Genomic DNA, 24,951 nt, shown 5'->3' with positions numbered 1-24,951 from the left:
TCCGGGCCGCGATGGATTTCCCGGTCCGGCGACAATAGCGTGGATGCACCAGCCGCCAAGTTCACCGGAATGCCGTTTCGGCATGGCGGGATGGCGGAATGCCTGAAAGGTGCTCCATGGCTCTTCTTGATGCACAGGCCATCCATCCCATCACCCTGCCCGACGGGACCGTCTATCGGGACACGGTTTACCTGAAGAACGTCATCGATCATCCGCGCATGGAGATCGGCGACTTCAGCTATTTTACGCATTCCGGCAGGCGCGAAGACACGGCCTTGATCCTGGCGCCCTATCTGGGGCACGCATGTCGCGAGAGGCTGGTGATCGGCAAGTTCGTTCAGATCGCGCGCGGAAGCTACTTCATCACGAGTTCCGCCAACCATCCGATGGCCGGCTTCACCACCTATCCGTTTCGCATCTTCAAGCCGGAGACATTCGGCTACAAGGACCTGCCCGTCAAAGACACGATCGTGGATCACGATGTCTGGATCGGCCAGAATGCGGCCATCATGCCCGGCGTCCATATCGGTTCTGGCGCCATCGTCGCCGCCGCCTCGGTCGTTACCCGGGACGTTGCGCCTTATGCCGTTGTCGGCGGAAATCCGGCATCCGTCATCCGGATGCGCTATTCGAACGACGTCATCGACGAGCTGCTTGGCCTCGCCTGGTGGGACTGGCCGCTCGACAGGATCGAAGCCAACCTGCCGGCACTGAGCAGCGGCGACATGGCCGCCCTGCGGCGGGCCTGAAGAACCGCCTGCTCACGGAAAAAATCCCGCGCGTGCCGGCAGTCGCGTCAGTAGCCGGAAAGCCGCCATGATTGGATGGTCAGCCTGTTGAAAACGGGAGGGGCCATGTTCGCTCGCTATTTCGCATGCCTGCTTTTCGTGAGCGTTCTCATCTCGGGGCAAGCCCGCGCCCAGGCGTGGGAGGACGTCGATCCGGCCGCTGCCGGCTGGTCCGTGGAACGGCTTGCGGCCGCGCGCCTGCAGGCGGAGAAACTCAAGCCGACCGCGCTGATGATCGTTCACGACGGTCGGGCCGTTGCCCGGTGGGGCGACACGTCGCGCAAGGTCAACATGGCGTCCGTGCGCAAAAGCCTGCTCAGCGCGCTCTATGGCATTGCCGTCGCCGATGGTCGCATCGACCTGTCGAGCACGCTTGCCGAACTCGGCATCGACGACACCGCGCCCCGCCTCACAGAAGAGGAGAAAACGGCGACGGTGCGCGATCTGCTGATGGCGCGATCGGGCATCTACCATAAAGCCGCCCATGAGACGGCGGCGATCAAACGCCAGCGGCCGGAGCGCGGCAGCCATCCGCCGGGATCCTTCTGGTTCTACAACAACTGGGATTTCAACACGCTGGGCACGATCTACCGGCAGCGGACCGGGGAAGACATCTTCGCGAGCTTCCAGAACCGGATCGCCCGGCCGATCGGCATGGAGGATTTCTCGCTTCGCGACGGCCGTTATGTCCTCGAGAAGGTGTCCGAGCACCCGGCCTATCCGTTTCGGCTCAGCGCGCGGGACGCCGCGCGTTTCGGCCAGCTTTTCCTTGACGAGGGCATGTGGGGCGGCAAGCAGATCGTTCCGCGGGCATGGGTCCGGGAATCGACGACGGCCTATTCGCAGGCGAAACGGATGCGGCAGGGCTATGGCTATATGTGGTGGACGCTTCCCGAAGACCCCTGGGGACCGCATGCCTTCTACGCGTCCGGTTACGGCGGGCAGATCATCGCCGTCGTGCCGTCGAAGCGGCTCGTCGTGGTGCAGACCGTCGATCTCAAGCAGAACCCGTCGGGTGTGCGCACCAGCGCCTTCATCGACGTGCTGAAGACGATCGCTTCCGCCTCCCCCTGAATGCAAGGAAGCGCGTCTCCCGCGGTGCGATTGACATTCCCTCGCCAATCACCGCCAATCGCGAGCGAGGAAACCGGGGGAATCGCCTGCCATGTCCCATGCCGCCTATGTGTTCGATGCCTATGGCACGCTGTTCGACGTGCATGCGGCGGTGCGGCGGCATGCGGGGGATGTAGGGCCGGACTACCGGCTGTTTTCCGAGATGTGGCGCGCCAAGCAGCTGGAATATTCCTGGACGCGCGCGCTGATGGGCGCTTACGCCGATTTCTGGCAGCTGACGGAGCAGGCGCTGGACTACACGTTCCAGCGCGTCAGCGGCGTCGATCCGGCGCTGCGGTCGAAGCTGCTCGATGCCTACTGGACGCTCGACTGCTATCCGGAAGTGCCGGCGGTGCTGAAGGCGCTGAAGAGCCGGGGCGCGCATATCGCCATTCTCTCCAACGGCTCGCCCGCCATGCTCGCGTCCGCGGTGAAGAACGCCGCGCTCGACACCGTCATCGACGACATCTTTTCCGTCGATGCGCTGAAGACCTACAAGACCGCGCCCGCGGTCTACGATCTCGTCACGACCAGTTACCGGCTCTATCCCGATGCCGTGTCCTTCCAGTCCTCCAACCGCTGGGACATTGCGGGTGCGACGAAATTCGGCTTCCGCACCGTCTGGATCAACCGCGCCGACATGCCGGACGAATATTTCGACCTCGGCCCCGCGCTCATCCTTCCCTCGCTCGAAAGCCTCTGACATGGCCTGGTCCGCCGCACAGTACCTGAAATTCGAAGACGAACGCACGCGGCCCGCGCGCGACCTTCTGGCCCAGGTGCCGGTCGATCTGCCGGCGGGTACGGTCTACGATCTCGGCTGCGGCCCGGGCAATTCCACCGAACTTCTGGTGCAGCGCTTCCCCGGGCGGGGCGTGAAGGGCGTCGATAATGCGGCCGACATGCTGAAGGCGGCCCGGGCGCGCCTGCCGGGCGTGGATTTCGTCGAATGCGACCTTGCGACATGGCGTCCGCCGGCACCCGCCGCCCTGCTCTATGCCAATGCCGTGTTCCAGTGGCTGCCGGATCATTTGGCGCTCATGGCGACGCTGATGGACGGGCTGCGCCCCGGCGGCGTGCTTGCCGTGCAGATGCCGGACAATTTCGATGAGCCCTCGCACAGGCTGATGGAGGAAAGCGCGCTGGCCGGTCCCTGGCAGAGCGTATTTGCCGACGGCGCGCCGCGCCGAAAGCGCCTTCCCCCACCCGCCGCTTATTTCGATGCGCTCGCGCCCAAGGCTGCGCGCGTCGATGTGTGGCATACCGCCTACAATCATCCGATGGCCGATGCCGGCGCCATCGTGGAATGGGTCAAGGGCACCGGCCTCAGGCGCTATCTCGACCATATCCCCGCCGAACACCACGAAGCCTTCCTCGCCGATTACGAAGGGCGTATCGCCGCCGCCTACCCGCCCCTTGCGGACGGACGGCGTCTGCTACGCTTTCCGCGGCTGTTCGTCATCGCGGTCAAGGCGTAAGCGGCGTCAGATCTTCTCGGCGAGGAAATCGATGAAGGCGCGGATGCGCGCGGCCAGGTGCTCGTGGCCGACATAGACGGCGTGCACCTGCTCCTCCTGCACGGGATTGTAATCGGCCAGCACTTCGACAAGGCGGCCGGCGGCGATGTCGCCGTCGACATGGAACTTGCCGATGCGGGCAATGCCCACGCCCTCCAGGCAGAGCAGCCGCGCGACGGAGCCGCTTGCCGCCATGACATTGCCCGGCGCCGGCACGGGATAGACGGTGCTCGTGCCGGGATCGAGGAACGGCCATTCGCCCGGCGCACGCCCGAAGGTGAAGGTGATGCAGTTGTGGTTCGCGAGATCGGCCGGCACCTGCGGCGTGCCGTGCACGGCGAGATAACCCGGCGTGGCGACCGTGATGCGATGGCTGACCAGGAGCTTGCGCGCCTTGAGCGATGAATCGGCCATGGGTGCGGTGCGGAACGCGATATCCGTGCGCTCCTCCACGAGATCGATCAGCCCGTCGCTGAGCGACAGCTCCAGCCGCACATCCGGATAGAGCGAGAGGAATTCGCCGACGAGCGGGATGATGTAGCACTCGCCGAACCCGATCGTCGCATTGACGCGCAGCAGCCCGCGCGGCTTGGCCTGCGCGCCCTGCGCGACCAGCCGTTCCATCTCGTCGATTTCCGCCAGCACGCGCCGGGCGCGCGCCAGATAGGTCTCGCCTTCCGGCGTCAGCAGCAGCGAGCGCGTGGTGCGCACGAGAAGGCGCGTGCCGAGCCGGTCCTCGATGCGCGTCACCAGCTTGCTGACCGCCGAGGGCGTGAGCTTCAGGCGGCGCGCCGTCGCCGAGAAGCTACCCGTCTCGGCCGCCGAGACGAAGACCTCCATTTCGCCGGTGCGGTTGTCCATGGGTCCCATCCTGTGAATTTGTTTCACAGCCATTTATCCATTGCTGCCGATTATCATTCAAGTGGCGAGGCCGCATATTCGCACCATCCGTTCCGCGCGGCGACCGGGGCCATTCTCAAGCCCTGCGCGCCCGTAACCCCGTGAAGGTGTTCCATGCCCCTTGCCCTCTTTGCCCTGACCGTCGCGGCCTACGCGATCGGCACCACGGAGTTCGTGATCGTCGGCCTGTTGCCGACCGTCGCCTCCGACCTCGACATCACCCTGCCGCTCGCCGGCCTCATCGTCTCCGTCTATGCGCTCGGCGTGACCTTCGGCGCGCCGGTTCTGACCGCGCTCACCGGCAGGCTCGGCCGCAAGCCGCTGCTGGTCGGCCTCATGGCGCTGTTCATCGCCGGCAACGCGCTGGCCGCGCTGTCGCCGACCTATGAGATGCTGCTTGTCGGCCGCGTGCTCTCGGCTTTCGCGCACGGCGTGTTCTTCTCCGTCGGCGCCACCATTGCCGCCGATCTCGTCGCGCCGGACCGCCGCGCTTCGGCCATCGCCATGATGTTCATGGGGCTGACCGTCGCCATCGTCACCGGCGTGCCGCTCGGCACCTTCATCGGCCAGACCTTCGGCTGGCGCGCCACCTTCTGGGCCGTGGCCGGCCTTGGCGTCGTCGCGCTCGCCGCCATCGCGCTGCTGCTGCCCTCCGATCTCAAGCGCGAGACGCCGGCCGGCCTCATGCAGCAGGTGCGCGTGCTCGGCTCGGGCCGCCTCCTCGTCGTCTTCGCCATGACGGCGCTCGGCTATGGCGGCACCTTCGTCACCTTCACCTTCCTGTCGCCGCTGCTGCAGGACATCACCGGCTTCTCCGCCAACATGGTCAGCCTCGTGCTGGTGCTCTACGGCGTCGCCATCGCCATCGGCAATCTCGTCGGCGGCAGGATCGCGGACCGCGATCCGGTGCAGGCGCTTGCCGTGATGTTCGCGCTCCAGGCGGCGGCGCTCGCCGTGCTGACCCTGACCGCGCCCTCCCCGGTCCTGGCGCTGGTCACGCTCGCCGCCATCGGCTTCCTGTCCTTCGCCACCGTGCCCGGCCTCCAGCTTTACGTGGTCGACATGGCCCGGCGTCACCGCCCCGCCGCCGTCGATGTCGCCTCCGCGCTCAACATCGCCGCCTTCAATCTCGGCATCGCGGCCGGCGCCTGGATCGGCGGGCTCGTCGTCGCTTCGCCGCTCGGGCTTGGCGCAACGCCCTGGGTCGGCGCGATCCTCGTGGCAGGCGCGCTCGGCCTGACGCTCCTCAGCGGCGCGCTCGATCGCCGCGAACGCAGCCAGCCGGGCGCCGCCGCCGAGCTTGCCTGAACCCCTCTCCCGCCGGACGATCCTTCTCGGTCCGGCGGGCCACCAACCTCAAAAGGAGACCTTATGAAAACCGTCGACGCCAATGGCGCCCACATTCCCCAGCTCGGCTTCGGCACCTTCCGCATGCCGGAAAACGACGTCCTCTCGATCCTGCCGAAGGCGCTGCAGGCCGGCTTCACCCATGTCGATACCGCCCAGATCTACGAGAACGAGGCCGCCGTCGGCGAGGCCATCCAGCGCTCGGGTATCGCGCGGGAAAACATCTTCCTCACCACCAAGGTCTGGGTCGCGAACTACGCCAAGGGCGCATTTGCCGCCTCGGTGGAGGAAAGCCTGCGCAAGCTGAGGACCGACCATGTCGATCTTCTCCTGCTGCACTGGCCGAACGATGCCGTGCCGCTCGACGTGCAGATCGCCGAACTCAATGCCGTGCGCGAACGCGGCCTGACCCGGCATATCGGCATCAGCAACTTCAACACCGCCCTGATGGCCGAGGCCGTGCGCCTGAGCGCAGCACCACTCGCCACCAACCAGGTCGAGTACCACCCGTTCCTCGACCAGACGAAGGTGCACGCAGCGGCAGAGACCTACGGCATGGCGCTCACGGCCTACTTCGCCATGGCTGATGGCAAGGTGCCGGCCGCGCCGGTGCTGAAGGAGATCGCCGCCGCCCATGGCAAGTCGGCCGCGCAGGTCGCGCTGCGCTGGCTGATCCAGCAGCCGGACGTGGTGGCCCTCACCAAGACGGCGACCGAGGCGCGGCTTGCCGAAAACCTGGGGATCTTCGACTTCGCGCTGACGGCGGACGAGATGAAGCGCATCCACGCTCTCGCCCGCGCCGACGGCCGCATCGTCAGCCCGGACGGCCTCGCCCCGGCGTGGGATGTGGCTGCCTGATACGCTTCTGCCAAGCGCCGAATAGGGAGCAAGGCAGTTCAGTTTCCCCTTCTCCCCCGCGGGGAGAAGGTGCCGGCAGGCGGATGAGGGGGATGCCGCAGGCAAGGAGCCGCTCAGCTTTCACTCTCCCCCTCATCCGACCCTTCGGGCCACCTTCTCCCCCAAGGGGAGAAGGGAAGCTGAACCGCCTCGCCTCAGACCCGGCAATCCCAGCCTCCACCGCGAAAAATAGCCCCGCTTCCCAAAGGCGCGGCGGCCGGATATGGATGGAGCCGCCGCCGCGCGTGCGGCTGGGAGCCCCTCATGCAATCCTCGTCTTCAACCGTCTTTTCGCCGGACTGGCCGGCCATCGTCGCCGTCGTGCTCGGCGTGACCGCTTTTTCCGTCGCGCAGGGGCTGACCTATCCGCTGATCTCGCTGACGCTGGAGGCGCGCGGCTTTTCGCCGGGGCTGATCGGCGTCAACGCGCTGGCCTTCGCCGGCGGCCTTGCCGCCTCCACCCTGATGCTCGGCACGCTGACGGCCCGCTGGCGCGCCGACCGGCTGATCATCGCAAGCCTCATCGGCTGCTCGCTGTGCCTTGCCACCTTCGCGGCCTCCGGCTCCTTCGCCGTCTGGCTTCTCGCGCGTTTCCTGCTGGGTTTCTTCGCCAGCCTCATCTTCATGCTGGGCGAGGCGTGGCTGAACGCCGCCTGCCCGGACCGCCTGCGCGGCCGCGTCTCCGGCATCTATGGTGCCGGCATGTGCGCGGGCTTTGCCGCCGGGCCGCTCGCCATCCCGCTTCTGGGCAGCGCAAGCGGCATCGGCTTCGCCATGACGGCGATCTATCTCGCCATCGTCGCCTTCGCGACGGCCATGCTGATGTTCTCGACGAAGACGGTGCCGGAACCGTCCTCCACCGGCGATGTCTTCCGCTTCCTCCGCGCCGCGCCGCTCCTGGCCGGCATGGTCTTCGTCTTCGGCTTTGCCGATATCGCGGCGATCTCCGCCATGCCGGTCTATTTCGTGAAGATGGGCTATAGCGAGGCCTTCGCGGCCGTCAGCGTCACCGTGCTCGCCCTGCCCACGGCCATCGCCCAGCCCTTCATCGGCGTGCTGCTCGACCGGTTCCCGCGCGAACGCGTCGCACTCACCGCCGTCACCGTGGCGGCCGCGAGCTACCTGCTCCTGCCTTCCATGACCTCGGAGATCGCCATCCTCTCCGTTTTCGCGCTGATGGGCACGGCCACCTTCTCGCTCTACACCTGCGCGCTCACCATGCTCGGCGAACGCCACAGCGGCGCCATGCTGGTCGCCGGCAGCGCTGCCTTCGCGCTCGCCTATGCGGCCGGCAGCGGGGCGGGATCGGGCCTGACGGGCGCCATCATGGAAGCCGGCGGCCCCAAGGCCGGACCGCTCTCGGTGGGCATCGGGCTGGTGGTTTTTACGGCTTTCATGATGAAGGCGCGGAAGCGGTAGGCTGCTATGCCAATGCCCGCGGCCGGCTGCGCAAGTGGCTGAAGGCGCAGGCAGCATGAGGAGGCCATCCCGCCCTTGAGCGGGATGGCGATCGAAAAAATCAGACGAACTGGCTGAGGCCCGGGACCGAATCGACGACTTCGTCGACCGTCTCGGCGCCGGCGTGTTCGCGGGCGACGGCGAGCGTTTCCTTGGCGAGGCCGGTGATTTCGCCCATGCCGAGGCCCTGGCTCATCAGCTGCTGGCCGAGACCCATGACGCCACCGCCGCCGAGGGCGCTCATCAGGCCGCCGAGCAGGCCCTTGCCCTCGCCTTCGCCGTTATACTGGGCGACGAGGTCGGAGGCGCCGGGAATGGCTTCGATCATGCGCGCAACGGGGCCATCGGCCGCCTCGCGCTGAAGGAAACCCAGCATCATGCCGATGGCCTTTTCGGCAAGGGCAGGCTCGATGCCGACGGCATTGGCGACGCGAGTGACGAGTTCATTCATGGACGATCCTCCAAAGGAATTGACGTTAACGTCAAGGTAAATGAGTTCTCCGGCAAACTCAAGCCGGTGGGCCGCGAATTCGACCGCCGGGTGGCGGCCGTGAAAGCGTGTTGTTCCCGTGCCTGACTATCCTTATAACCTCCCTGAGACGATTCAATGAAAACCGTTCGGCGCGGCGATCCGCCCCGTCACGGGAATCGTGGCAGGAACCGGCAGTCAGGGAGTTTCAACGTGACGGATTCCATTCTTCAGGACGGAAAACTCTATATCGGCACCAGCCGCAAGCCCGACGACACCAACAACAAGCCCGAATATCTCGACCTGAAGTTCGGCAACCGCCACGGCCTCGTGACGGGCGCGACCGGCACGGGCAAGACGGTGACGCTGCAGATCCTCGCGGAAGGGTTCTCCAATGCCGGCGTGCCGGTGTTCTGCGCCGACGTGAAGGGCGACCTCTCGGGCATCGGCGCGATCGGCGAGCCGAAGGATTTTCTCCAGAAGCGCGCCGACCAGATCGGGCTCACGCCCTACGAATTCCAGGAATTCCCCGTGATCTTCTGGGATCTCTACGGCGAGAAGGGCCACCGTGTCCGCACCACCATCTCCGAAATGGGCCCGCTTTTGCTCTCGCGCCTGATGAACGCGACGGATGCGCAGGAAGGCGTGATCAACATCGCCTTCAAGATCGCCGACCAGGGCGGCCTGCCGCTGCTCGACCTCAAGGATTTCCAGGCGCTGCTCAACTATATGGGCGAGAACGCCTCGACGCTTTCCAACCAGTTCGGCTTCATCTCCAAGGCCTCGGTCGGCTCGATCCAGCGCGAACTGCTGATCCTCGAACAGCAGGGCGCCGTGCAGTTCTTCGGCGAGCCGGCGCTGAAGATTTCCGACATCATGCGCACCACCAATGACGGGCGCGGCGCAATCTCGGTGCTGGCCGCCGACAAGCTGATGATGAACCCGCGCCTCTACGGCACCTTCCTCTTGTGGATGCTCTCCGAGCTCTTCGAGGTGCTGCCGGAAGTGGGCGATCCCGACAAGCCGAAGCTGGTGTTCTTCTTCGACGAGGCCCATCTCCTGTTCAACGATGCGCCGAAGGTGCTGATCGAGCGGGTGGAGCAGGTCGTGCGCCTCATCCGCTCCAAGGGCGTGGGCGTCTATTTCGTCACGCAGAACCCGCTGGACGTGCCCGAGACGGTGCTCGCCCAGCTCGGCAACCGCGTGCAGCATGCGCTGCGCGCCTATACGCCGCGCGAGCAGAAGGCGGTGAAGACCGCCGCCGACACATTCCGCCCCAACCCGGACTTCAACTGCGCCGAGGTCATCACCAATCTCGGCACCGGCGAGGCGCTGGTCTCGACGCTGGAGGGCAAGGGCGCGCCCTCGATGGTGGAACGCACGCTGATCCGCCCGCCGGCCTCGCGGCTTGGCCCCGTCACGGAGGCGGAGCGCCAGGCGATCATGAAGGTGAGCCCCGTCGCCGGCCTCTATGACGAGGATTTCGACCGCGAGTCGGCCTATGAAATCCTGACGGCGCGGGCCAAGAAGGCGGTCGATGCCGCCGCCGCGCAGCAGCAGGCCGACGCCGACCAGACGAGCCAGCAGCCCTCCGGCGGCAGCCGCTGGACCCTGCCCGGCTTCGGCGACGAGGAGCCCGCCGCCACGTCCGCCCCCAAGCAGGCCAAGCCCCGTGCGGGCTATCAGCGCGAGACGGTCGCGGAAGCGGCGATGAAATCCGTGGCACGCACCGTGGCGTCCTCCCTCGGCCGCGCGCTGGTGCGCGGCATCCTGGGGAGCTTGCGGCGGTAGGGCTGCATCGGAGTTAGCCGCTCACCCCCTCTGCCCTTCCAGCCAATCTCCCCCCTTGTGGGGGAGATGTCCGGCAGGGCAGAGGGGGGGTAACCCACCCGCCCCGTTGCCAATCGGTCCCGCCGATGTTACCCATCTGCCGTTCGCAACACGTAAGAGAGGGCTGTGCCGTGAAGGTCGGCTTCCTGCCACATCGCACACATGGCCCTGGTTTTGCCCTGCAAATGCGTTTGCAGGGCTGATCGGAACGAACACACTTTCTTTTCTGGTCTGCCCTTCCGGCGATGCGGTCCACCGCATCGAATGTCCTTGTGCCTCCGCGTGACCGACGGCCGATGCCGCGCCGCGGGGCCTTGAAGACCAGAGAACTTTCATGTCGCTCATCAATATCCGTGCGCTCGGCGTCACGTTTTCCACCCCGCTTTTTTCGAATCTCAGCCTTGCCGTCGCCAGCGGCGACCGCATCGGGCTCATCGCCGCAAACGGGCGGGGCAAATCCACGCTGCTGAAATGCATCACCGGCGCCTTCGAGCCGACGACGGGCGAGATCACCCGCGCCCGCGGCCTGACCGTCGGCCATATGGAGCAGCATATCGCGCCCGGGCTTGAGGCCCTGACTTTCCGTGAGGCGGTGCTCGATGCGCTGCCGGCCGAGCAGCGGGACAGCGAAAGCTGGCGGGCGGATGTCACGCTCGAGGAACTGGAGGTGCCGCAGGACCTGCGCGAGCGTCCGCTTGCGGCGCTGAGCGGCGGCTGGCAACGCATCGCGCTGATCGCCCGCGTGCGTGTCGGCGAGCCGGACGTGCTTCTGCTCGACGAGCCGACCAACCATCTCGACCTGGAAAAGATCGCCCGGCTGGAAAGCTGGCTCGCCACCCTGCCGCGCGACATGCCGGTCATCCTTTCGAGCCACGACCGCGCCTTTCTCGATGCGGTGACGAACCGCACGCTGTTCCTCAGGCCCGAGCGCTCGCAGCTCTTCGCCCTGCCCTATTCCCGCGCCCGCGCCGCGCTGGACGAGGCGGATGCCGCCGAGGAGCGGCGCTTCGAGAAGGACATGAAGACGGCGGCGCAGCTGCGCCAGCAGGCGGCGAAGCTGCACAATATCGGCGTCAACTCCGGCAGCGACCTGCTCATGGTGAAGACCAAGCAGCTCAAGGCCCGTGCGGAGCGGATCGAGGATGCGGCGCGTCCCGCCCATCAGGAGAATGCCGCCGGCGCCATCCGGCTCGCCAATCGCGGCACCCATGCCAAGGTGCTGGTGACGTTGGAGGATTGTCCGGTCGAAACACCCGACGGCACGCTTCTCTTCCGCACCGGCAAAAAATTCATCTGCCAGGGTGACAGGATCGTGCTGCTTGGCCTCAACGGCACCGGCAAGACACGGCTGGTGCGGCGGCTGAAGGCGGCCATCGAGGGTGAGGCGCAGGAGGGCATCAAGCCGACGCCCTCGCTGGTGCTCGGCTATGGCGACCAGGCGCTTTCGGACCTGTCGGACGACGAGACGCCGCACGGCACGATCATCCACCGCTTCGATGTGGGCGACCAGCGGGCGCGCAGCCTGCTGGCCGGCGCGGGTTTTTCCATGGAGATGCAGGGCCGGCCGGTCGGGTTGCTGTCGGGCGGGCAGAAGGCCCGGCTCGGCATGCTGGTGCTGCGCCTCACCAACCCGAACTTCTATGTGCTCGACGAGCCGACCAACCATCTCGATATCGAGGGACAGGAAGCGCTGGAACGGGAGCTGACCGCCCAACAGGCGAGCTGCCTCTTCGTATCGCACGACCGCGCCTTCGTGCGGACGGTGGCGAACCGCTTCTGGCTCATCGAGAAGCGGCGGCTGGTCGAGGTGGACGGTCCGGAAGACTTCTTCGAGGAAGCCGCGCTATTTGCGTAAGGCAATGCGCGGATCGCCTGCAAAATCCTCGCGGGAAAAGCCGATGCGTCTTGGCGGGTGGTCGCAGAGCGCCTGCACGCCAAGCGGCGAAAGCCGGATGCGCCAGGTCTGGCGCTCCACCGGCTTCGGCGCGGCAAAGCCTTTCGCGGTGAGCAAGGCCATGTTGCCGCCGGCGCCGGGATCGCGCACCGAGCGATAGAGAATGGCGTCGATGCCGGCTTGCCGCGCGGCATCGGCCAGCGCCTGACAGGCGGCGTAATCGGTCGGGTGCGTCCATGAGGCCGCATCGCGGTCGAGCGGCGGGCGGGTGAGATCGATCGCCTGTTCGGTGGCGATGGCGGCGGAAAAGGCGGTGTAGTCGGCGGCATTGGCCGGCAGCGGCGTCGCGGGGGATTCGGAAAAGAACAGCAGCCGGTAGAAGGCCATTTCGGCCAAGGCCGTCTCCACCGTCAGGCCGGCATAGTAGACGCCGAGCGTGCGGCCGGCGCGGCGGAACCGCGAGCCGTGCGGATAGGCCGCGCCATAGCGGAAGGGTGTGGCAAGCAGGTAATCGAGGCCGGCGCATTCGGGCGGCAGCACGGGCTTGCTGTCTTCGAGCAGGTCCTCCAGCAGCGCCTGCTCGTCCAGGGTATCGACGAGCTTCAGCGTGGAGACGCGGTGCTGCGCCTCGACGAGCCGCCAGACCTCGCCTGCGAAGGGCCGCGCCTCAGACGAGAGCGCGACGGGCGTCCAGATAGGCAAGGACATCGACAAGGCCGGAAATGGAAACGATACGATCGACGGGACGGGCCTGGAGAGCCGTGTTCTCCGCGCTCATCCAGGCGCGGGCCACCCCCTCGTCGCCGCCGGTGATGGCATCGAGCGAGCGGAACAGGCGCACGAGCAGCACGGCGAGTTCGAAGGGCTTGGTGCCGCGTTCGAGAAGCACATCCTGCCGCTTGAGCCGCGAGACCGTCGCCTCGGAAACGCCGATGACCGCCGAGAGGATGCGCGCCGTCAGCCCGAGCCGCTCGGCCGCATTGACCGCCGCCTTGGTGAGCACGACGCCTTCGGCATTGGCCTGAAGAACGGGTTTGCGCTGCATGATGCGATCTCCTTTCATGAGAAAGAATATAGCCTATATTTTTCCAATGACAAGGGAGAGGTGGATCGTGCGGATCCAATCGGCTCAGGACCGTATCGACGGCAAAGAGCCCGGATGCAGGGGACATCCGGGCCTTCGGGGAGGTCATGAACGACAAGGGTTATTTGCAGACCTTGATCTTCTTGATCACGACATTGCCGTAGTAATCGTAGGACTTCACCTTCTTGATGAAGCACTGGGGCTTGTAGCCGTAGCTGTAGTTTCCGGCCTGCGAGGGTGCGGCGAAGGAAACGGCGGCGACGAGGGCGATGGTGGCGGAAACGATGAACGTGCGCATGGGTCTCTCCTGATCTCTGGGGTGACGAGCTGTTCTCGTCCGGTGATCAGAAGGTCTCACGGCGCGGCCGCATGCGCTGTTTCCGGGGGAACAAGCAAAAGGCCGCCCCGGACACGGGACGGCCTTTCGAATTCGGGCGCCCGATCAGACGACGGTCGTCTTGACGTCCAGGTTGCCGCGGGTGGCGTGGCTGTAAGGGCAGACGACATGCGCCTTCTTGACGAGGTCTTCCAGCACGGCCTTGTCGACACCGGGGGCGGACACTTCCAGCGATGCCTCGATGCCGAAGCCGCCGCCATCTTCGCGCGGGCCGATGCCCACGGTCGCGGTGACCTTGGCATCATCCGGGATCTTCACCTTCTCCTTGCCGGCGACGAACTTGAGCGCGCCGAGGAAGCAGGCGGAATAGCCGACAGCGAAGAGCTTTTCGGGGTTTGCGCCGGTGGCGCCATCGCCGCCGAGTTCCTTGGGAACGGTCAGCGTGACATCGACGGTGCCGTCTTCGGTTGCGCCATGGCCGGCGCGGCCGCCGGTTGCAGAAGCCTTAGTCCTGTAGAGAATGGGCATGGGTGTCTCCTTTCCTGTGTTGATGATTGTTGATAGCGCAAAATTAGATTGTGCGCAATATGATTTTGCAAAATTGCAATTTCGGTCGTTCCATGCGACAATGGCACCATGACAGACAAACGTGACGAAGCCGAGACCAACGACATTCCGCCGGGCGCGCTGGCCCTCGACCAGCAGCTCTGCTTTGCCGTCTATTCCGCGGCGCATGCGATGAACCGCACCTACAAGCCGCTGCTCGATCCCTACGGCCTCACCTATCCGCAATATATCGTGCTGATGGCGCTGTGGGAGGAGGACGGCCGCACGGTCAAGGCGCTGGGCGAGACGCTCGGGCTCGATTCCGGCACGCTCTCGCCGCTCCTCAAGCGGCTGGAGGCGGCAGGCCATATCCGCCGCGCCCGCGACAAGGCCGACGAGCGGCAGGTGCTGATCACCCTCACGGACAAGGGCAAGGCGATGCAGGGTTCGGCCATCGGCATCCTCAAGGCGATCCGCCAGGCGACGGGCTGCACCCTGGAGAGCGTGCGGTCGCTGACGGGGGAGCTGCAACAGCTCACCGCACGGCTGGAAGCCGCCGCGCGGCACGATACGGCCGCCTGAACGCGGCCTTTCCCCAGTTCCTTCATCCGCAGACCTTTAGCCGGCCGCCCCTTCCCGCTAGAGTGCGCCACGCGGCGGATCAGAGCCGCGTCTGGGGGAACGATTGAACCGGCAGTGGTCCTGGCAACGGGCAAACATTGCGGCGGGCACCTGGTGCCTCGTCATCGGCATGGGCATGATGACGTTCTGGCTCGCGGAGCCGGCCGCTCTTGCCGCCCGCCTGCCCGCCCTTCTCGGCATGAAGTTCAATGCGGCTCTCGCGGCCGCCATGACCGGTGCCGCCGTCCTCTTCACGTCTCGCGGTTTGCGGACCCTGCCCGCGCTGATGTTGGTGGTGGTCCTGATCTATGGTGTGCTGGCCCTGTCGCAGCACGTCCTTGCGATCGATATCGGCATCGACACGCTCCTGAACACGCCCTTCGTGGACATCGGCACCAGCCGGCCGGGCCGCATCGCGCCGAACACCGCCCTCTGCTTCATTCTCGTCAGCCTGGCGCTGCTGCTGCGTATCATCAGGCGCAAGACCGACGCCGTGCAGGTCGTGCTCGGGCTCTCGGCCATCATCATCGCCGCCGCGGCCCTCATCGGCTATGCGATCGCGCTCGATATCGCGCATGACTGGATCCGCTTCACGCGCATGTCCATCCCGAGCGCCAGCTGTTTCATCGCGCTCGGCATTTCCATCGTTTTCGTCGAGACCGAGGAGACCGGCTTCCATCGCTCCACCCTCGCCAGCATCCTGGGCCTTTCCACCTATCTCGTGCTGCTGGCGATGGCCTATTACGAGCTGACCCGCTACGAGGTCGCCTTCGGCATCACGTTTACGGCGGATACCGGCAATCCGCGCTCCACGCTCACCTCGCTCATCGTGATCTCCGGCCTCCTCTATGGCGGGCTGGTCGCGCATCTCTATTTTTCGTCGCGCCGGGCACGCGGCATGGCGGACGACCTCGCCGAAAGCCGCGCTCAGCTTGCCGCCATCATCGACAACGCGGTCGACGGCATCATCCTGATCGACGACCGCGGCACCATCCTCAAGGTCAACGCGGCCTGCACGCGCATCTTCGGCTACGATCCCGACGAGATGATCGGCCAGAACGTCAAGATGCTGATGCCCGATCCCTACCACCGCGAGCACGACCGCTATATCGCCAACTACCAGCGCAGCGGCGAGGCCAAGGTCATCGGCATCGGCCGCGAGGCGGAGGGCCGGCGCAAGAACGGCGAGGTCTTCCCGCTCGACCTGGCGGTCGCCCGCATCGATCGCCACGGCTCGACGGTCTATAGCGGCATCGTGCGCGACATTTCGGACCGGAAGGAGAGCGAGCACGCGCTGATCGAAGCCAATGCCGAGCTCGAGGAATTCGCCTATCGCACCTCGCACGACCTGCGCTCGCCGATCGCCTCGTCGATGGGCCTGCTCAACATTTCGCGCATGATGCTGGCCGACGGCGACCTCAAGGGGCTCGGCCAGACGCTCCAGCGCATGGAGAAGAATTTCGGCCGGCTCGACCACCTCATCCAGAACATCATCACCATCACGCGCAACCGCCTGATGGAGGAGGAAAAACGCCCGATCGCGCTGCGTGCCGCCGTCTCCGATGCCGTGGATTCGCTCTCTCACCTGGAGGAATTCAGGCGCATCCACATCGAAAATCACATCGCCGCAGAATTGACAATTATTAGCAATCCATCGAAATTCGACGTCATCGTCGGCAACATGCTCTCCAACGCGATCAAGTATCACGATCCGCAGGAGGCGCAGCCGAGGATCGATATCCGCGTCCTCCGCTCCGCCGGCGGGATACGACTGTCGGTGGAGGACAACGGTCTGGGCGTTCCGCCCGCCAGCCGCCATTTATTGTTCAGGATGTTCAAACGGCTGCACCCCAACCGGTCCTTCGGCAGCGGGCTTGGCCTTTATATATTGAGGAAAAGCGCGGAATCGCTCGGCGGCAGCGCGCTTTACGAGGCAAGGGACAAGGGCAGCCGGTTCATCATCGAGCTTCCCGTCGAGGAAAAACATGAAAATCCAGTCGATCCTGGTCGTCGATGACGACGAGAACGATCAGTTCATCTGCGAGTACACGATCCGCAAATACGACCCGGCCATCCATGTGCTGAAGGCCTTCGACGGCGCGGAAGCGCTCGACGTGCTGCGCGGCGACACGCCCGATGCCATCATCCTCGACATCAACATGCCCGTGATGAACGGCTTCGAGTTCCTGGACCGTTACGCGGAGGAATTCGAGGTCCATGCCCCCATCGTCGCCATGCTGACCAGTTCGCGTCTCGGCAAGGACCGCGAGCGGGCCATGCAGTACGATTTCGTCAAGAGCTATTTCGAAAAGCCGCTGGTGCCCGACCACTTGCGCATGATGGACGAACTGCTGGGCTGAGGCGGTTCGGGGCGTTCTCGGTTGTGGCCACCACCCACAACCCAAACGATTTGCACCCCGTTTCGCTTTCCCGCCTGCCTTTCCGTGAAAGCTTCGCCATAGTGGGCGCATGTCCACGATTCGCCCCCTGATTCCGCTTCTTATCACCGCCGGCATCCTGATCGGCGGCAATGGGTTGCAGGGCACGTTCATCGCGTTGCGCGCGGCCAATGAAGGCTTCTCGACCTCGGTGATCGGCATCGTCGGCGCGGGCTACAGCATCGGCTTTGCCATCGGCTGCATCTACGTGACGCGCGTGCTGCGGGCCATCGGCCATATCCGCACCTTCTCCGCCATGGCGGCCATCGCGTCCGCCTCGGCCATCGCCATGGTGCTGGTCATCGATCCCGTCTTCTGGTTCGCCATGCGGCTCGTCGCCGGCATCTGCTTCGCCAGCCTCTTCGCCACCGTCGAAAGCTGGCTGAACGCCGCCGTCACCAATTCCAACCGGGCGCGCACGCTCTCCGTCTACCGTCTGGTCGACCTCGGCTCGGTGACAGCGGCGCAATATGTCATCCCCGGCTTCGGCATCGGCGGGTTCGAGATCTTCGCCTTCATCGCCATGGCGCTGTCGCTGTCGCTCGTGCCGATCTCGCTTGCCGACCGCTCCAGTCCCACCGTGCCGGAGGCGATCCGCTTCGACGTGAAGAAACTGTGGAACATCTCGCCGCTCGCCACCGTCGGCTGCATCGTCGTGGGCCTGACCAATGCGGCCTTCCGCAATCTCGGACCGATCTACGCCCACGACATCGGGCTTTCGGTGACGGCCATCGCGAGCTTCATGAGCGCGGGCATCGTCGGCGGCGTGGTGCTGCAATATCCGCTCGGCATCTATTCCGACCGGCTCGACCGGCGCCTGATCATCCTCGTCGCCACGCTGGGCTCGACGCTTGCCGCGCTCTATCTCGCCTTCTTCGCCGGCGGCAACGAATGGAAGAACCTCGTCGGCATCTTCGTCTTCGGCGCCTTCGCCATGCCGCTCTATTCGCTCTGCTCGGCCCACGCCAACGATCATGCCGGCGAAGGCGAACATGCGCTGGTTTCGGCCGGCATGCTGTTCTTCTGGTCCTGCGGCGCGATCATCGGGCCGCTCTTTGCGTCCGTGCTGCTGCAGTTCTTCGGGCCGCAGGCGCTGTTTCTCTACACCGCCATCATCCTCTTCGCCTTCATGGGCTATACGGCGTTGCGCATCAGCGCGCGGCCGGGCGTGCCGACGGGCGCGCGCCGCAGCCGCTTCCGCAACCTGCTGCGCACCTCCTTCTTCTTCAACAAGCTGGCCGCTCCGGAAAAGGAGCGTGACACCAAGCTCTGAGCCTGCGGCAATCTGATCGCGCGCAGGTTATTGCTGAGATATGCGCTCAGGTTTAGAAGGATAAGGCATTTCGCGTCGCCCTCTCACCCCGCCTCCGCTTCGCTCGGCGGACCTCTCCCCGAGGGGAGAGGGAAACGGAAACGCTGCGGCACATCGCTTCTCCCCTCGGGGAGAAGGTGCCGGCAGGCGGATGAGGGGGTTGCGCTGAACGTTACCGAGGGAACCGCCATGCTGACACGCCGCACGCTGATGAAGGGCGCACTCGTCGCCGGCGCCTATGCGGGCGGCATGGGCCTTGCCGGCCAGCTCGGCAAACCGGCGAGCGCCAAGGCGGCAACCACGCTTCTGACCCGCCGCACCGATGCGCTGATCACGGACAAGGGGCCGACCAGGGCGGCCATGACCTATGGCGACGCCGAGGTGCCGCCGGTGCTGCGCATGCGACGGGGCGTACCCTTCGCGCTGCGCCTCGAAAACGGGCTGGACGAGCCGACGACCGTGCACTGGCACGGGCTGCGCATCGACAACAGGATGGACGGCGTGCCCTTCCTCACGCAGCCCTATGTCTATGGCGGCGACGGTTTCGACTATGCCTTCACGCCGCCCGATGCCGGTACCTTCTGGTATCACCCCCATTGCAACACGCTGGAGCAGATGGGCCGCGGCCTTGCCGGCGTGATCGTCGTGGAGGACCCGGCCGATCCCGTCTTCGACGCCGAGATCGTGCTCAACCTGCGCGACTGGCGGCTGGGCGGCGACGGGCAGTTCATCGCGCAGTTCAAGCCGCGCGACGCCGCCCGCGCCGGCACGTTCGGCACGGTGCGCACCGCCAACTGGCGCCAGACGCCGCAATATGACGCGCCGGCGGGCGGGCTCGTGCGGCTGCGCATCGCCGCCACCGACGTCACCCGCATCCTCACTCTCAATGTGGATGGCGCGGACGCCCTCGTCATCGCCGCCGACGGCAATCCCGCGGCAGACCGTTTTGCGCTCGATCACCTGATGATCGGCCCCGGCCAGCGACTGGACCTCGCGCTGCGTATGCCCGAGACCGAGGGCGCCATTGCCGCGCTGATGGACCTGCGCGGCACCAAGCCCACGACGCTCGTCACCTTCCGCGCCACCGGCGCATCGCTGAAGCGCAATCTCCAGGATCTGCCGGCGCTGGCCGCCAATCCCCTCTCCGAACCCGACCTTTCGGCGGCGACGGAAATCCCGTTCATCCTGTCGGCCTCGGCGGAAGAGCGCCCGAAGGACGGCATCTGCGGCTCGCTCGGCTACAATTTCTGGGCCATCAACAAGGTACCGTGGGCCGACGACAGCGGCGACCCGACCGCGCCGCTCGCCGAGATGAAGGTGGGCAGGACCTATATCTTCAACGTCGAGAACCCGACGCCGCAGGTGCACCCGCTCCACCTGCACGGCCTCGCCTTCAAGCCGATGAATTCCAACAAGCAGGCGCTTCGCCCGCATTTCTCCGACACCTATCTCATCCTGCCGGACGAGAAGGTGCAGCTCGCGCTGGTTGCCGACAATCCCGGCGACTGGGTCTTCCATTGCCACATCATCGAGCACCAGAAGACCGGCATGACGAGCTATGTGCGGGTGGCATAACCTCTCCTCCGTCATGCTCGGGCTTGACCCGAGCATCCACGCCCCGGACGCCGGTGGATCCTCGGGTCAAGCCCGAGGATGACGATGGTGGTTGGGGCACGGGCACCCGTGCTCAAATTTTCGATTGTGGCAAAACCGTGGAACGTCTAAAGCTGCCCGATCCAAAAAATCGAGAAAGCCGGCCAAGTCCTTATGCAGATCATCGAGACAACCGCAGCCCTTCGCGACGCCTGTGAGACGCTCGCCCGTTCCGAGTATCTGACGATCGACACGGAGTTCCTGCGGGAGACGACGTTCTGGCCGGAGCTTTGCCTGATCCAGCTTGCCGGTCCGGAGACCGAGGTCATCGTCGATCCGCTGGCCAAGGGCCTGGACCTTGCGCCCTTCTTCGAGCTGATGGCCAATCCCGATGTGCTGAAGGTGTTCCACGCCGCACGGCAGGACATCGAGATCATCTTCAACCGCGGCAACCTGCTGCCGCATCCGATCTTCGACACGCAGGTCGCGGCCATGGTCTGCGGCTTCGGCGACAGCGTGTCCTACGACCAGCTCGTGCAGAAGATCAAGGGCGTGCATATCGACAAGTCCTCGCGCTTCACCGACTGGAGCCGCCGGCCGCTCACCGAAAAGCAGCTGGAATATGCGCTGGCCGACGTCACCCATCTGCGCGACGTCTATCTGGCGCTCAAGGAAAAGCTGGAGGAAGCGGGCCGCTCGCTGTGGCTGACGGAAGAAATGGCCGTGCTGGAATCGCGCGAGACCTACGACCTGCATCCCGATGACGCCTGGCGCCGCCTCAAGATGCGCGTCAAGAAGCCGGTGGAGCTGGCCGTGCTGCAGAAGGTGGCCGCCTGGCGCGAACGCGAGGCGCGCAGCCGCAACGTGCCGCGCTCGCGCATCCTCAAGGACGACACGATCTACGAAATCGCCCAGCAGCAGCCGGCCGATGCCGAGGCGCTGGCACGCCTGCGCACCATTCCCAAGGGGTGGGAGCGCTCACAGTCGGGCGCCGCACTGCTGGAGGCCATCGGCGAGGCGCTCGCCATCCCCAAGACCGACCTGCCCCGCCTGCCGCGCCAGAACCATGTGCCCGAAGGTGCGGCCTCGGCCAGCGAGATGCTGAAGGTGCTGCTCAAGATCGTCTCCGAAAAGGAAGGCGTCGCGGCCAAGATCATCGCCAATTCCGACGATCTCGAAAAGATCGCCATCGAGGGCGAGGCGGCCGAAGTCGCCGCCCTTTCCGGCTGGCGCCGCGAACTGTTCGGCGAGACCGCCCTCAACCTCATCGGCGGCAAGGTCGCGCTGCGCTTCGTCGACAAGAAGATCGAGGCCGTCGAGCTTTAAGCCTCACGCATGCAGCCGGGCGCCCTTGGTGATGCGGTCCACGCTCTTCCTGTCGGCGTGCATCGCGATGCCGACGATCTTGGCATCGTCAGGGCCGAACGTCGCGAAGACCGCGCGATTGGCTTCGTCATGGCCGGTCGAGAACATCTCCTCGATATAGACGGATGCGGGCACCGCACGTTCGAGCGCGCGGGCATGGATCTTCGACAGCGTCGCACCGTCGGCCGACAGGACGATGATCGGCTGCACGCTGAGCGCGTTATAGACATGGCCGGCCGCATCGCGATAAGCTTCGCCGATCAGGTCCGGCTTCTGGCCGATGATGCCGCTCGACAGGAACGCGGTGACATTGAGCTTCTGCCACACCTCCAGATCCTCGCGCAGCACGACGGCGAACTTGGTATCGAACATTCGGATATACTCCCGGGAAAAGGCTGCGGACCATTCCGCTGACAATGCGATAGCAGGCGCGGTCGAGGGCCCGCTTGAACGTTCGTGCACGGACAGGGACAAGGACCGCATCGTCGTGGCGCCCGAGCTTGCCGGCATCGAGCGGATCGAGGCGCGGTTCCGCGGCAAGGGCTTCGACCTGCACCGGCACGATACCTATGCGCTGGGCGTCACCATGGCCGGCATCCAGACCTTCCGCTATCGCGGCGCATCCCGGTTCAGCCCGCCCGGCAATGTCATCGTGCTGCATCCCGACGAGTTGCACGACGGCGCGGCCGGCACGGATGACGGGCTGACCTACCGCATGATGTATATCCCGCCGGAACGGTTCCTGCCGGCGACGGCCGAGCGCGGCCGCGCCCTGCCCTTCGTGGCAAGCCCCGTCGTCGACGATATCGGGCTGGCGCGGCTGATGCTCGAAGCCTTCGGCAGCATGGGCGAAGCGTTCGAACAGCTGAAGTTTGACGAGCTCATGGCGGAGATCGCCACCGCCTTGCTCGACCATGCGGGTGCGCCGCAGGCTCGGGCGGAACGGCTCGCACAGCCGGAGGTGCTGCGGGCCTGCGCCTTCCTGCGGGAAAACATCGTCCGCCAGGTCAGCGCTCAAGACCTCGAAGAGGTGACCGGCCTCGACCGCTTTGCGCTCGCCCGGCAGTTCCGGCGGATGCTCGGCACCAGCCCTCATCGTTATCTCGTCATGCGCCGCCTGGAATGCGCGCGCGCCCTGATCACCGCGGGCGAGAGCCTCGCGGAGGCCGCCTTCGCCAGCGGCTTCGCCGACCAGGCCCATCTCAGCCGCCACTTCAAGAAGGCGCACGGCATGACGCCCGGCCGCTTCGCGGCACTTGCCGCAGGGCGCGCCTGATCCACACTCCGTCACGAAAGCGACAAGCAACTGTCAAGCAGCGGTCATGCGCGATGCCTATCAACTGGCGTCGCTTTGCAAACCCATGGGGATGATGATGACCAGGCACCTTTTCACGACCGCTGCCCTTTCGCTGCTGATGACCACGACCGCATTTGCCGCGGAGACCGAATTTACCGCCACGCTGAAGGCGCACGCCATCCTCCCGGCCAACACGATCCTCGCGGCCCCCGATGACGCGGCCGATTACCTGAAGACCTCGGGCAAGTTCACCACCGCCGACCGCAAGCGCACGGAAGCGCTCGGCACGGTCATGGGCAAGGACGGCGTGCGCGAGACCGGCCTCGCCCTGCCCTTCGCCGGCCAGCCGATGCAGGGCTTCTCCGGCATCAAGGCCATGGAAGACGGCACGTTCTGGACGCTTTCGGACAACGGCTTCGGCACCAAGCTGAATTCTTCCGACGCCATGCTGATGCTGCATCATGTGCGTTTCGACTGGGACAAGGGCACGATGGAGCCGATCACGACGCTCTTCCTGTCAGACCCGGACAAGAAGGCGCCCTTCCCCATCGTGATGGAAGGTGCGGCCAAGCGCTACCTCACCGGCGCCGATTTCGATGTCGAATCCATCCAGCCCGTCGCGGACGGTTTCTGGATCGGCGAGGAATTCGGCCCCTATATCCTGAAATTCGACCTTGAGGGCCGGCTGACCGACGTCATCGCCACCGCGGTCGACGGCAAGCCGGTGGCCTCCCCCGACAATCCGACGCTTGCCGTGCAGGCCGATCCGTCCAAGGCGATGCCGGCCTTCAACCTCAAGCGCTCCGGCGGCTACGAGGGTCTGGCCCTGTCGAAGGACGGCTCGAAGCTCTACGGCCTGCTCGAAGGCCCGATCTGGCGCGACAATGCCACCGTCGAGCAGGCCGACGGCCGCCCGGCGCTGCGCATCATCGAACTCGACGTCGCATCCAAGGCCTGGACGGGCCGCAGCTGGCTCTATCCGCTGGCCGAAGGCGGCGAGGCCATCGGCGACTTCAACATGCTGGACGCGACGACGGCACTGGTGATCGAGCGCGACAACGGCGCGGGCACGGCCGACAAGGCCTGCGCCGATCCGAAGGACCCGAAGCCGGACTGCTTCGCCACGCCTTCCAAGGTCAAGCGCATCTACAAGATATCCATGACGGACGACAATGCCGGCAAGGCCGTGCGCAAGATCGGCTATATCGACCTCCTGAAGATCGCCGACCCTGATAACAGGAAGCGTCAAGGCGGCGGCGACGGCTTCTACGACATGCCGTTCGTGACCATCGAGAATGTCGATCGCGTGGACGACACGCACATCATCGTCGGCAACGACAACAACCTGCCCTTCTCGGCCGGCCGCGCGCTCGACAAGGCCGACGACAACGAATTCGTGCTGCTGGAAGCGGGCGCGTTCTTGAAGGCGGAGTGAGGCTGCGCGAACCGGTTATGCCAGGCGGCGGCCTTCCCATCGCCGCCGTCTGGCTTTGAACAACCTCTCCTTCTTCATCCTCGGGTCGAGCCCGAGGATGAAGAAGGAAAAGTCAGAGCCGTCGGTTACCGCGGATCGACAAACTGCAGGATCAGCTGGTGGACATTGCCGCCCTCGCTCATTTCGACCTTGTCGAAATCGCGGCTGCGGGCGCGCTGGGCCTGCGAGAGCTCGCCGAGGCGGGCCTGGAGCGCGGGGCGGATCTTCTTGCAGGCCGGATCGTCCTCGACGCGCATGCCCACGCTCATCGCCTCGATCTCCTTCACCATGTCCTTGATGAAGTCGCCATGGATTTTCTCATGCGCGGTCACGCCGGCGATGAAGGTGTCCCAGCGGCTCTTCAACGGCTCGGAAAGCTTGGTCTTCAGCTGCGGCAGCGTGTAGGTGATGATGAGCTTCGGCTTGTTGACCGTGATGACGCAGGCATTGCCCTGCCGCTCGTATTCGCGCGTCCAGGTCAGCTTGAAGCCGGTATGGGCGATGACACGGGCCACGCCGAGTTTCGGGCCGCGCTCGCCGATGGAGCGGTAGATGTCGAGACCCGTCGCACCCTGCACCGAATAGGGTTCGACACGCTCCACCGCCTGCCAGTCCTGCGCCATGGCGCCGGTGGCAAGGAAAAGGCCGATGAGAAAGCTCGTCATACGCAT

General features: G+C 65.6%; 25 protein-coding genes. 17 read left to right on the top strand and 8 right to left on the bottom strand.

The window, feature by feature from the left end:
- Positions 1-116: 116 nt before the first annotated feature.
- From GR158_RS09320 to tam, 4 genes are all read left to right on the top strand, one after another.
- Positions 117-749: a CatB-related O-acetyltransferase gene (locus tag GR158_RS09320; RefSeq protein WP_160870857.1), complete on the top strand. Its 633-nt coding sequence runs from the start codon at positions 117-119 to the stop codon at positions 747-749.
- Positions 750-854: 105 nt separating this feature from the next.
- Positions 855-1,862 carry a serine hydrolase gene (locus GR158_RS09315; RefSeq protein ID WP_160870856.1) on the top strand — a complete coding sequence of 336 codons (1,008 nt, stop codon included), beginning with the start codon at positions 855-857 and terminating at the stop codon, positions 1,860-1,862.
- A 91-nt stretch (positions 1,863-1,953) separates the two neighbouring features.
- Positions 1,954-2,604 (top strand): haloacid dehalogenase type II, encoded by a 651-nt coding sequence (locus GR158_RS09310; RefSeq protein WP_134647678.1) that lies wholly within the window; start codon positions 1,954-1,956, stop codon positions 2,602-2,604.
- Position 2,605: 1 nt separating this feature from the next.
- Complete coding sequence (gene tam / locus GR158_RS09305; protein ID WP_160870855.1) at positions 2,606-3,379, top strand: trans-aconitate 2-methyltransferase; 774 nt, start codon at positions 2,606-2,608, stop codon at positions 3,377-3,379.
- Between the two features lie 6 nt (positions 3,380-3,385).
- Here the strand turns inward: tam and GR158_RS09300 are convergent, their stop codons facing one another.
- Positions 3,386-4,279: a LysR family transcriptional regulator gene (locus tag GR158_RS09300; RefSeq protein ID WP_160870854.1), complete on the bottom strand. Its 894-nt coding sequence runs from the start codon at positions 4,277-4,279 to the stop codon at positions 3,386-3,388.
- Positions 4,280-4,432: 153 nt separating this feature from the next.
- On the opposite strand from GR158_RS09300, the gene GR158_RS09295 reads away from it, so the two are divergent.
- The 3 genes from GR158_RS09295 to GR158_RS09285 all read left to right on the top strand — a co-directional run bounded on the left by GR158_RS09295 (position 4,433) and on the right by GR158_RS09285 (position 7,981).
- Positions 4,433-5,626 (top strand): MFS transporter, encoded by a 1,194-nt coding sequence (locus GR158_RS09295; protein ID WP_160870853.1) that lies wholly within the window; start codon positions 4,433-4,435, stop codon positions 5,624-5,626.
- 63 nt (positions 5,627-5,689) lie between these two features.
- On the top strand, positions 5,690-6,523 hold the full coding sequence (locus GR158_RS09290; RefSeq protein WP_160870852.1) for an aldo/keto reductase: 834 nt from the start codon (positions 5,690-5,692) through the stop codon (positions 6,521-6,523).
- Positions 6,524-6,826: 303 nt separating this feature from the next.
- A complete protein-coding gene (locus GR158_RS09285) occupies positions 6,827-7,981 on the top strand; it encodes an MFS transporter (protein ID WP_160870851.1) in 1,155 nt (384 codons plus the stop codon).
- Positions 7,982-8,081: 100 nt separating this feature from the next.
- Here the strand turns inward: GR158_RS09285 and GR158_RS09280 are convergent, their stop codons facing one another.
- Complete coding sequence (locus tag GR158_RS09280; RefSeq protein ID WP_134647690.1) at positions 8,082-8,471, bottom strand: hypothetical protein; 390 nt, start codon at positions 8,469-8,471, stop codon at positions 8,082-8,084.
- 243 nt (positions 8,472-8,714) lie between these two features.
- Here GR158_RS09280 and GR158_RS09275 point away from each other — a divergent pair, with 243 nt between their 5' ends.
- Positions 8,715-10,280, top strand: coding sequence for a helicase HerA-like C-terminal domain-containing protein (locus GR158_RS09275; protein ID WP_160870965.1), 1,566 nt, complete (start codon positions 8,715-8,717; stop codon positions 10,278-10,280).
- Between the two features lie 373 nt (positions 10,281-10,653).
- Entirely contained in the window at positions 10,654-12,174 is a 1,521-nt protein-coding gene (locus GR158_RS09270; RefSeq protein ID WP_160870850.1) for an ABC-F family ATP-binding cassette domain-containing protein, read from the top strand.
- On the opposite strand, the gene GR158_RS09265 is transcribed toward GR158_RS09270, so the two are convergent.
- The 4 genes from GR158_RS09265 to GR158_RS09250 form a co-directional block, all read right to left on the bottom strand.
- Positions 12,163-12,921, bottom strand: a complete 759-nt coding sequence (locus tag GR158_RS09265; RefSeq protein WP_160870849.1) for an RES family NAD+ phosphorylase — start codon at positions 12,919-12,921, stop codon at positions 12,163-12,165. The genes GR158_RS09270 and GR158_RS09265 overlap by 12 nt on opposite strands.
- On the bottom strand, positions 12,881-13,258 hold the full coding sequence (locus GR158_RS09260; RefSeq protein WP_134647696.1) for an MbcA/ParS/Xre antitoxin family protein: 378 nt from the start codon (positions 13,256-13,258) through the stop codon (positions 12,881-12,883). The genes GR158_RS09265 and GR158_RS09260 overlap by 41 nt, the downstream gene beginning before the upstream one ends.
- Before the next feature lie 160 nt (positions 13,259-13,418).
- The gene (locus GR158_RS09255; protein ID WP_160870848.1) at positions 13,419-13,595 is read right to left on the bottom strand and encodes a hypothetical protein; all 177 of its coding nucleotides are present in this window, start codon (positions 13,593-13,595) and stop codon (positions 13,419-13,421) included.
- Positions 13,596-13,739: 144 nt separating this feature from the next.
- Positions 13,740-14,162: an organic hydroperoxide resistance protein gene (locus GR158_RS09250; RefSeq protein ID WP_134647698.1), complete on the bottom strand. Its 423-nt coding sequence runs from the start codon at positions 14,160-14,162 to the stop codon at positions 13,740-13,742.
- A 108-nt stretch (positions 14,163-14,270) separates the two neighbouring features.
- Between GR158_RS09250 and GR158_RS09245 the strand changes: the two genes are divergently transcribed.
- The 6 genes from GR158_RS09245 (at position 14,271) to rnd (ending at position 21,470) form a co-directional block, all read left to right on the top strand.
- Positions 14,271-14,762 (top strand): MarR family winged helix-turn-helix transcriptional regulator, encoded by a 492-nt coding sequence (locus GR158_RS09245; RefSeq protein ID WP_160870847.1) that lies wholly within the window; start codon positions 14,271-14,273, stop codon positions 14,760-14,762.
- Positions 14,763-14,865: 103 nt separating this feature from the next.
- Positions 14,866-16,818 (top strand): PAS domain S-box protein, encoded by a 1,953-nt coding sequence (locus GR158_RS09240; protein WP_160870846.1) that lies wholly within the window; start codon positions 14,866-14,868, stop codon positions 16,816-16,818.
- Entirely contained in the window at positions 16,787-17,161 is a 375-nt protein-coding gene (locus GR158_RS09235; protein ID WP_134647704.1) for a response regulator, read from the top strand. Before GR158_RS09240 ends, GR158_RS09235 begins: the two co-directional genes overlap by 32 nt.
- Positions 17,162-17,270: 109 nt before the next feature.
- Complete coding sequence (locus GR158_RS09230) at positions 17,271-18,512, top strand: MFS transporter (protein ID WP_160870845.1); 1,242 nt, start codon at positions 17,271-17,273, stop codon at positions 18,510-18,512.
- A gap of 228 nt (positions 18,513-18,740) precedes the next feature.
- Complete coding sequence (locus tag GR158_RS09225) at positions 18,741-20,126, top strand: multicopper oxidase family protein (protein WP_160870844.1); 1,386 nt, start codon at positions 18,741-18,743, stop codon at positions 20,124-20,126.
- Positions 20,127-20,324: 198 nt separating this feature from the next.
- Positions 20,325-21,470, top strand: a complete 1,146-nt coding sequence (gene rnd / locus GR158_RS09220) for a ribonuclease D (RefSeq protein ID WP_160870964.1) — start codon at positions 20,325-20,327, stop codon at positions 21,468-21,470.
- Positions 21,471-21,473: 3 nt separating this feature from the next.
- Here the strand turns inward: rnd and GR158_RS09215 are convergent, their stop codons facing one another.
- Positions 21,474-21,881 (bottom strand): DUF2000 family protein, encoded by a 408-nt coding sequence (locus GR158_RS09215; RefSeq protein WP_160870843.1) that lies wholly within the window; start codon positions 21,879-21,881, stop codon positions 21,474-21,476.
- Here GR158_RS09215 and GR158_RS09210 point away from each other — a divergent pair.
- Together GR158_RS09210 and GR158_RS09205 are read left to right on the top strand one after the other, a co-directional pair.
- Positions 21,868-22,785 (top strand): AraC family transcriptional regulator, encoded by a 918-nt coding sequence (locus GR158_RS09210; protein WP_246665593.1) that lies wholly within the window; start codon positions 21,868-21,870, stop codon positions 22,783-22,785. The two genes, GR158_RS09215 and GR158_RS09210, sit on opposite strands and share 14 nt — an antisense overlap.
- A 97-nt stretch (positions 22,786-22,882) precedes the next feature.
- On the top strand, positions 22,883-24,241 hold the full coding sequence (locus tag GR158_RS09205; protein ID WP_202402212.1) for an esterase-like activity of phytase family protein: 1,359 nt from the start codon (positions 22,883-22,885) through the stop codon (positions 24,239-24,241).
- Positions 24,242-24,366: 125 nt separating this feature from the next.
- Here GR158_RS09205 and GR158_RS09200 read toward each other — a convergent pair whose 3' ends face one another.
- A complete protein-coding gene (locus GR158_RS09200; RefSeq protein WP_160870842.1) occupies positions 24,367-24,951 on the bottom strand; it encodes a DUF922 domain-containing Zn-dependent protease in 585 nt (194 codons plus the stop codon).

The sequence above is a fragment of the Shinella sp. AETb1-6 genome (assembly GCF_009826875.1).
In the GTDB taxonomy this organism is placed as follows: Bacteria; Pseudomonadota; Alphaproteobacteria; order Rhizobiales; family Rhizobiaceae; genus Shinella; species Shinella sumterensis.
This window is presented reverse-complemented; position numbering and strand designations above follow the sequence as displayed.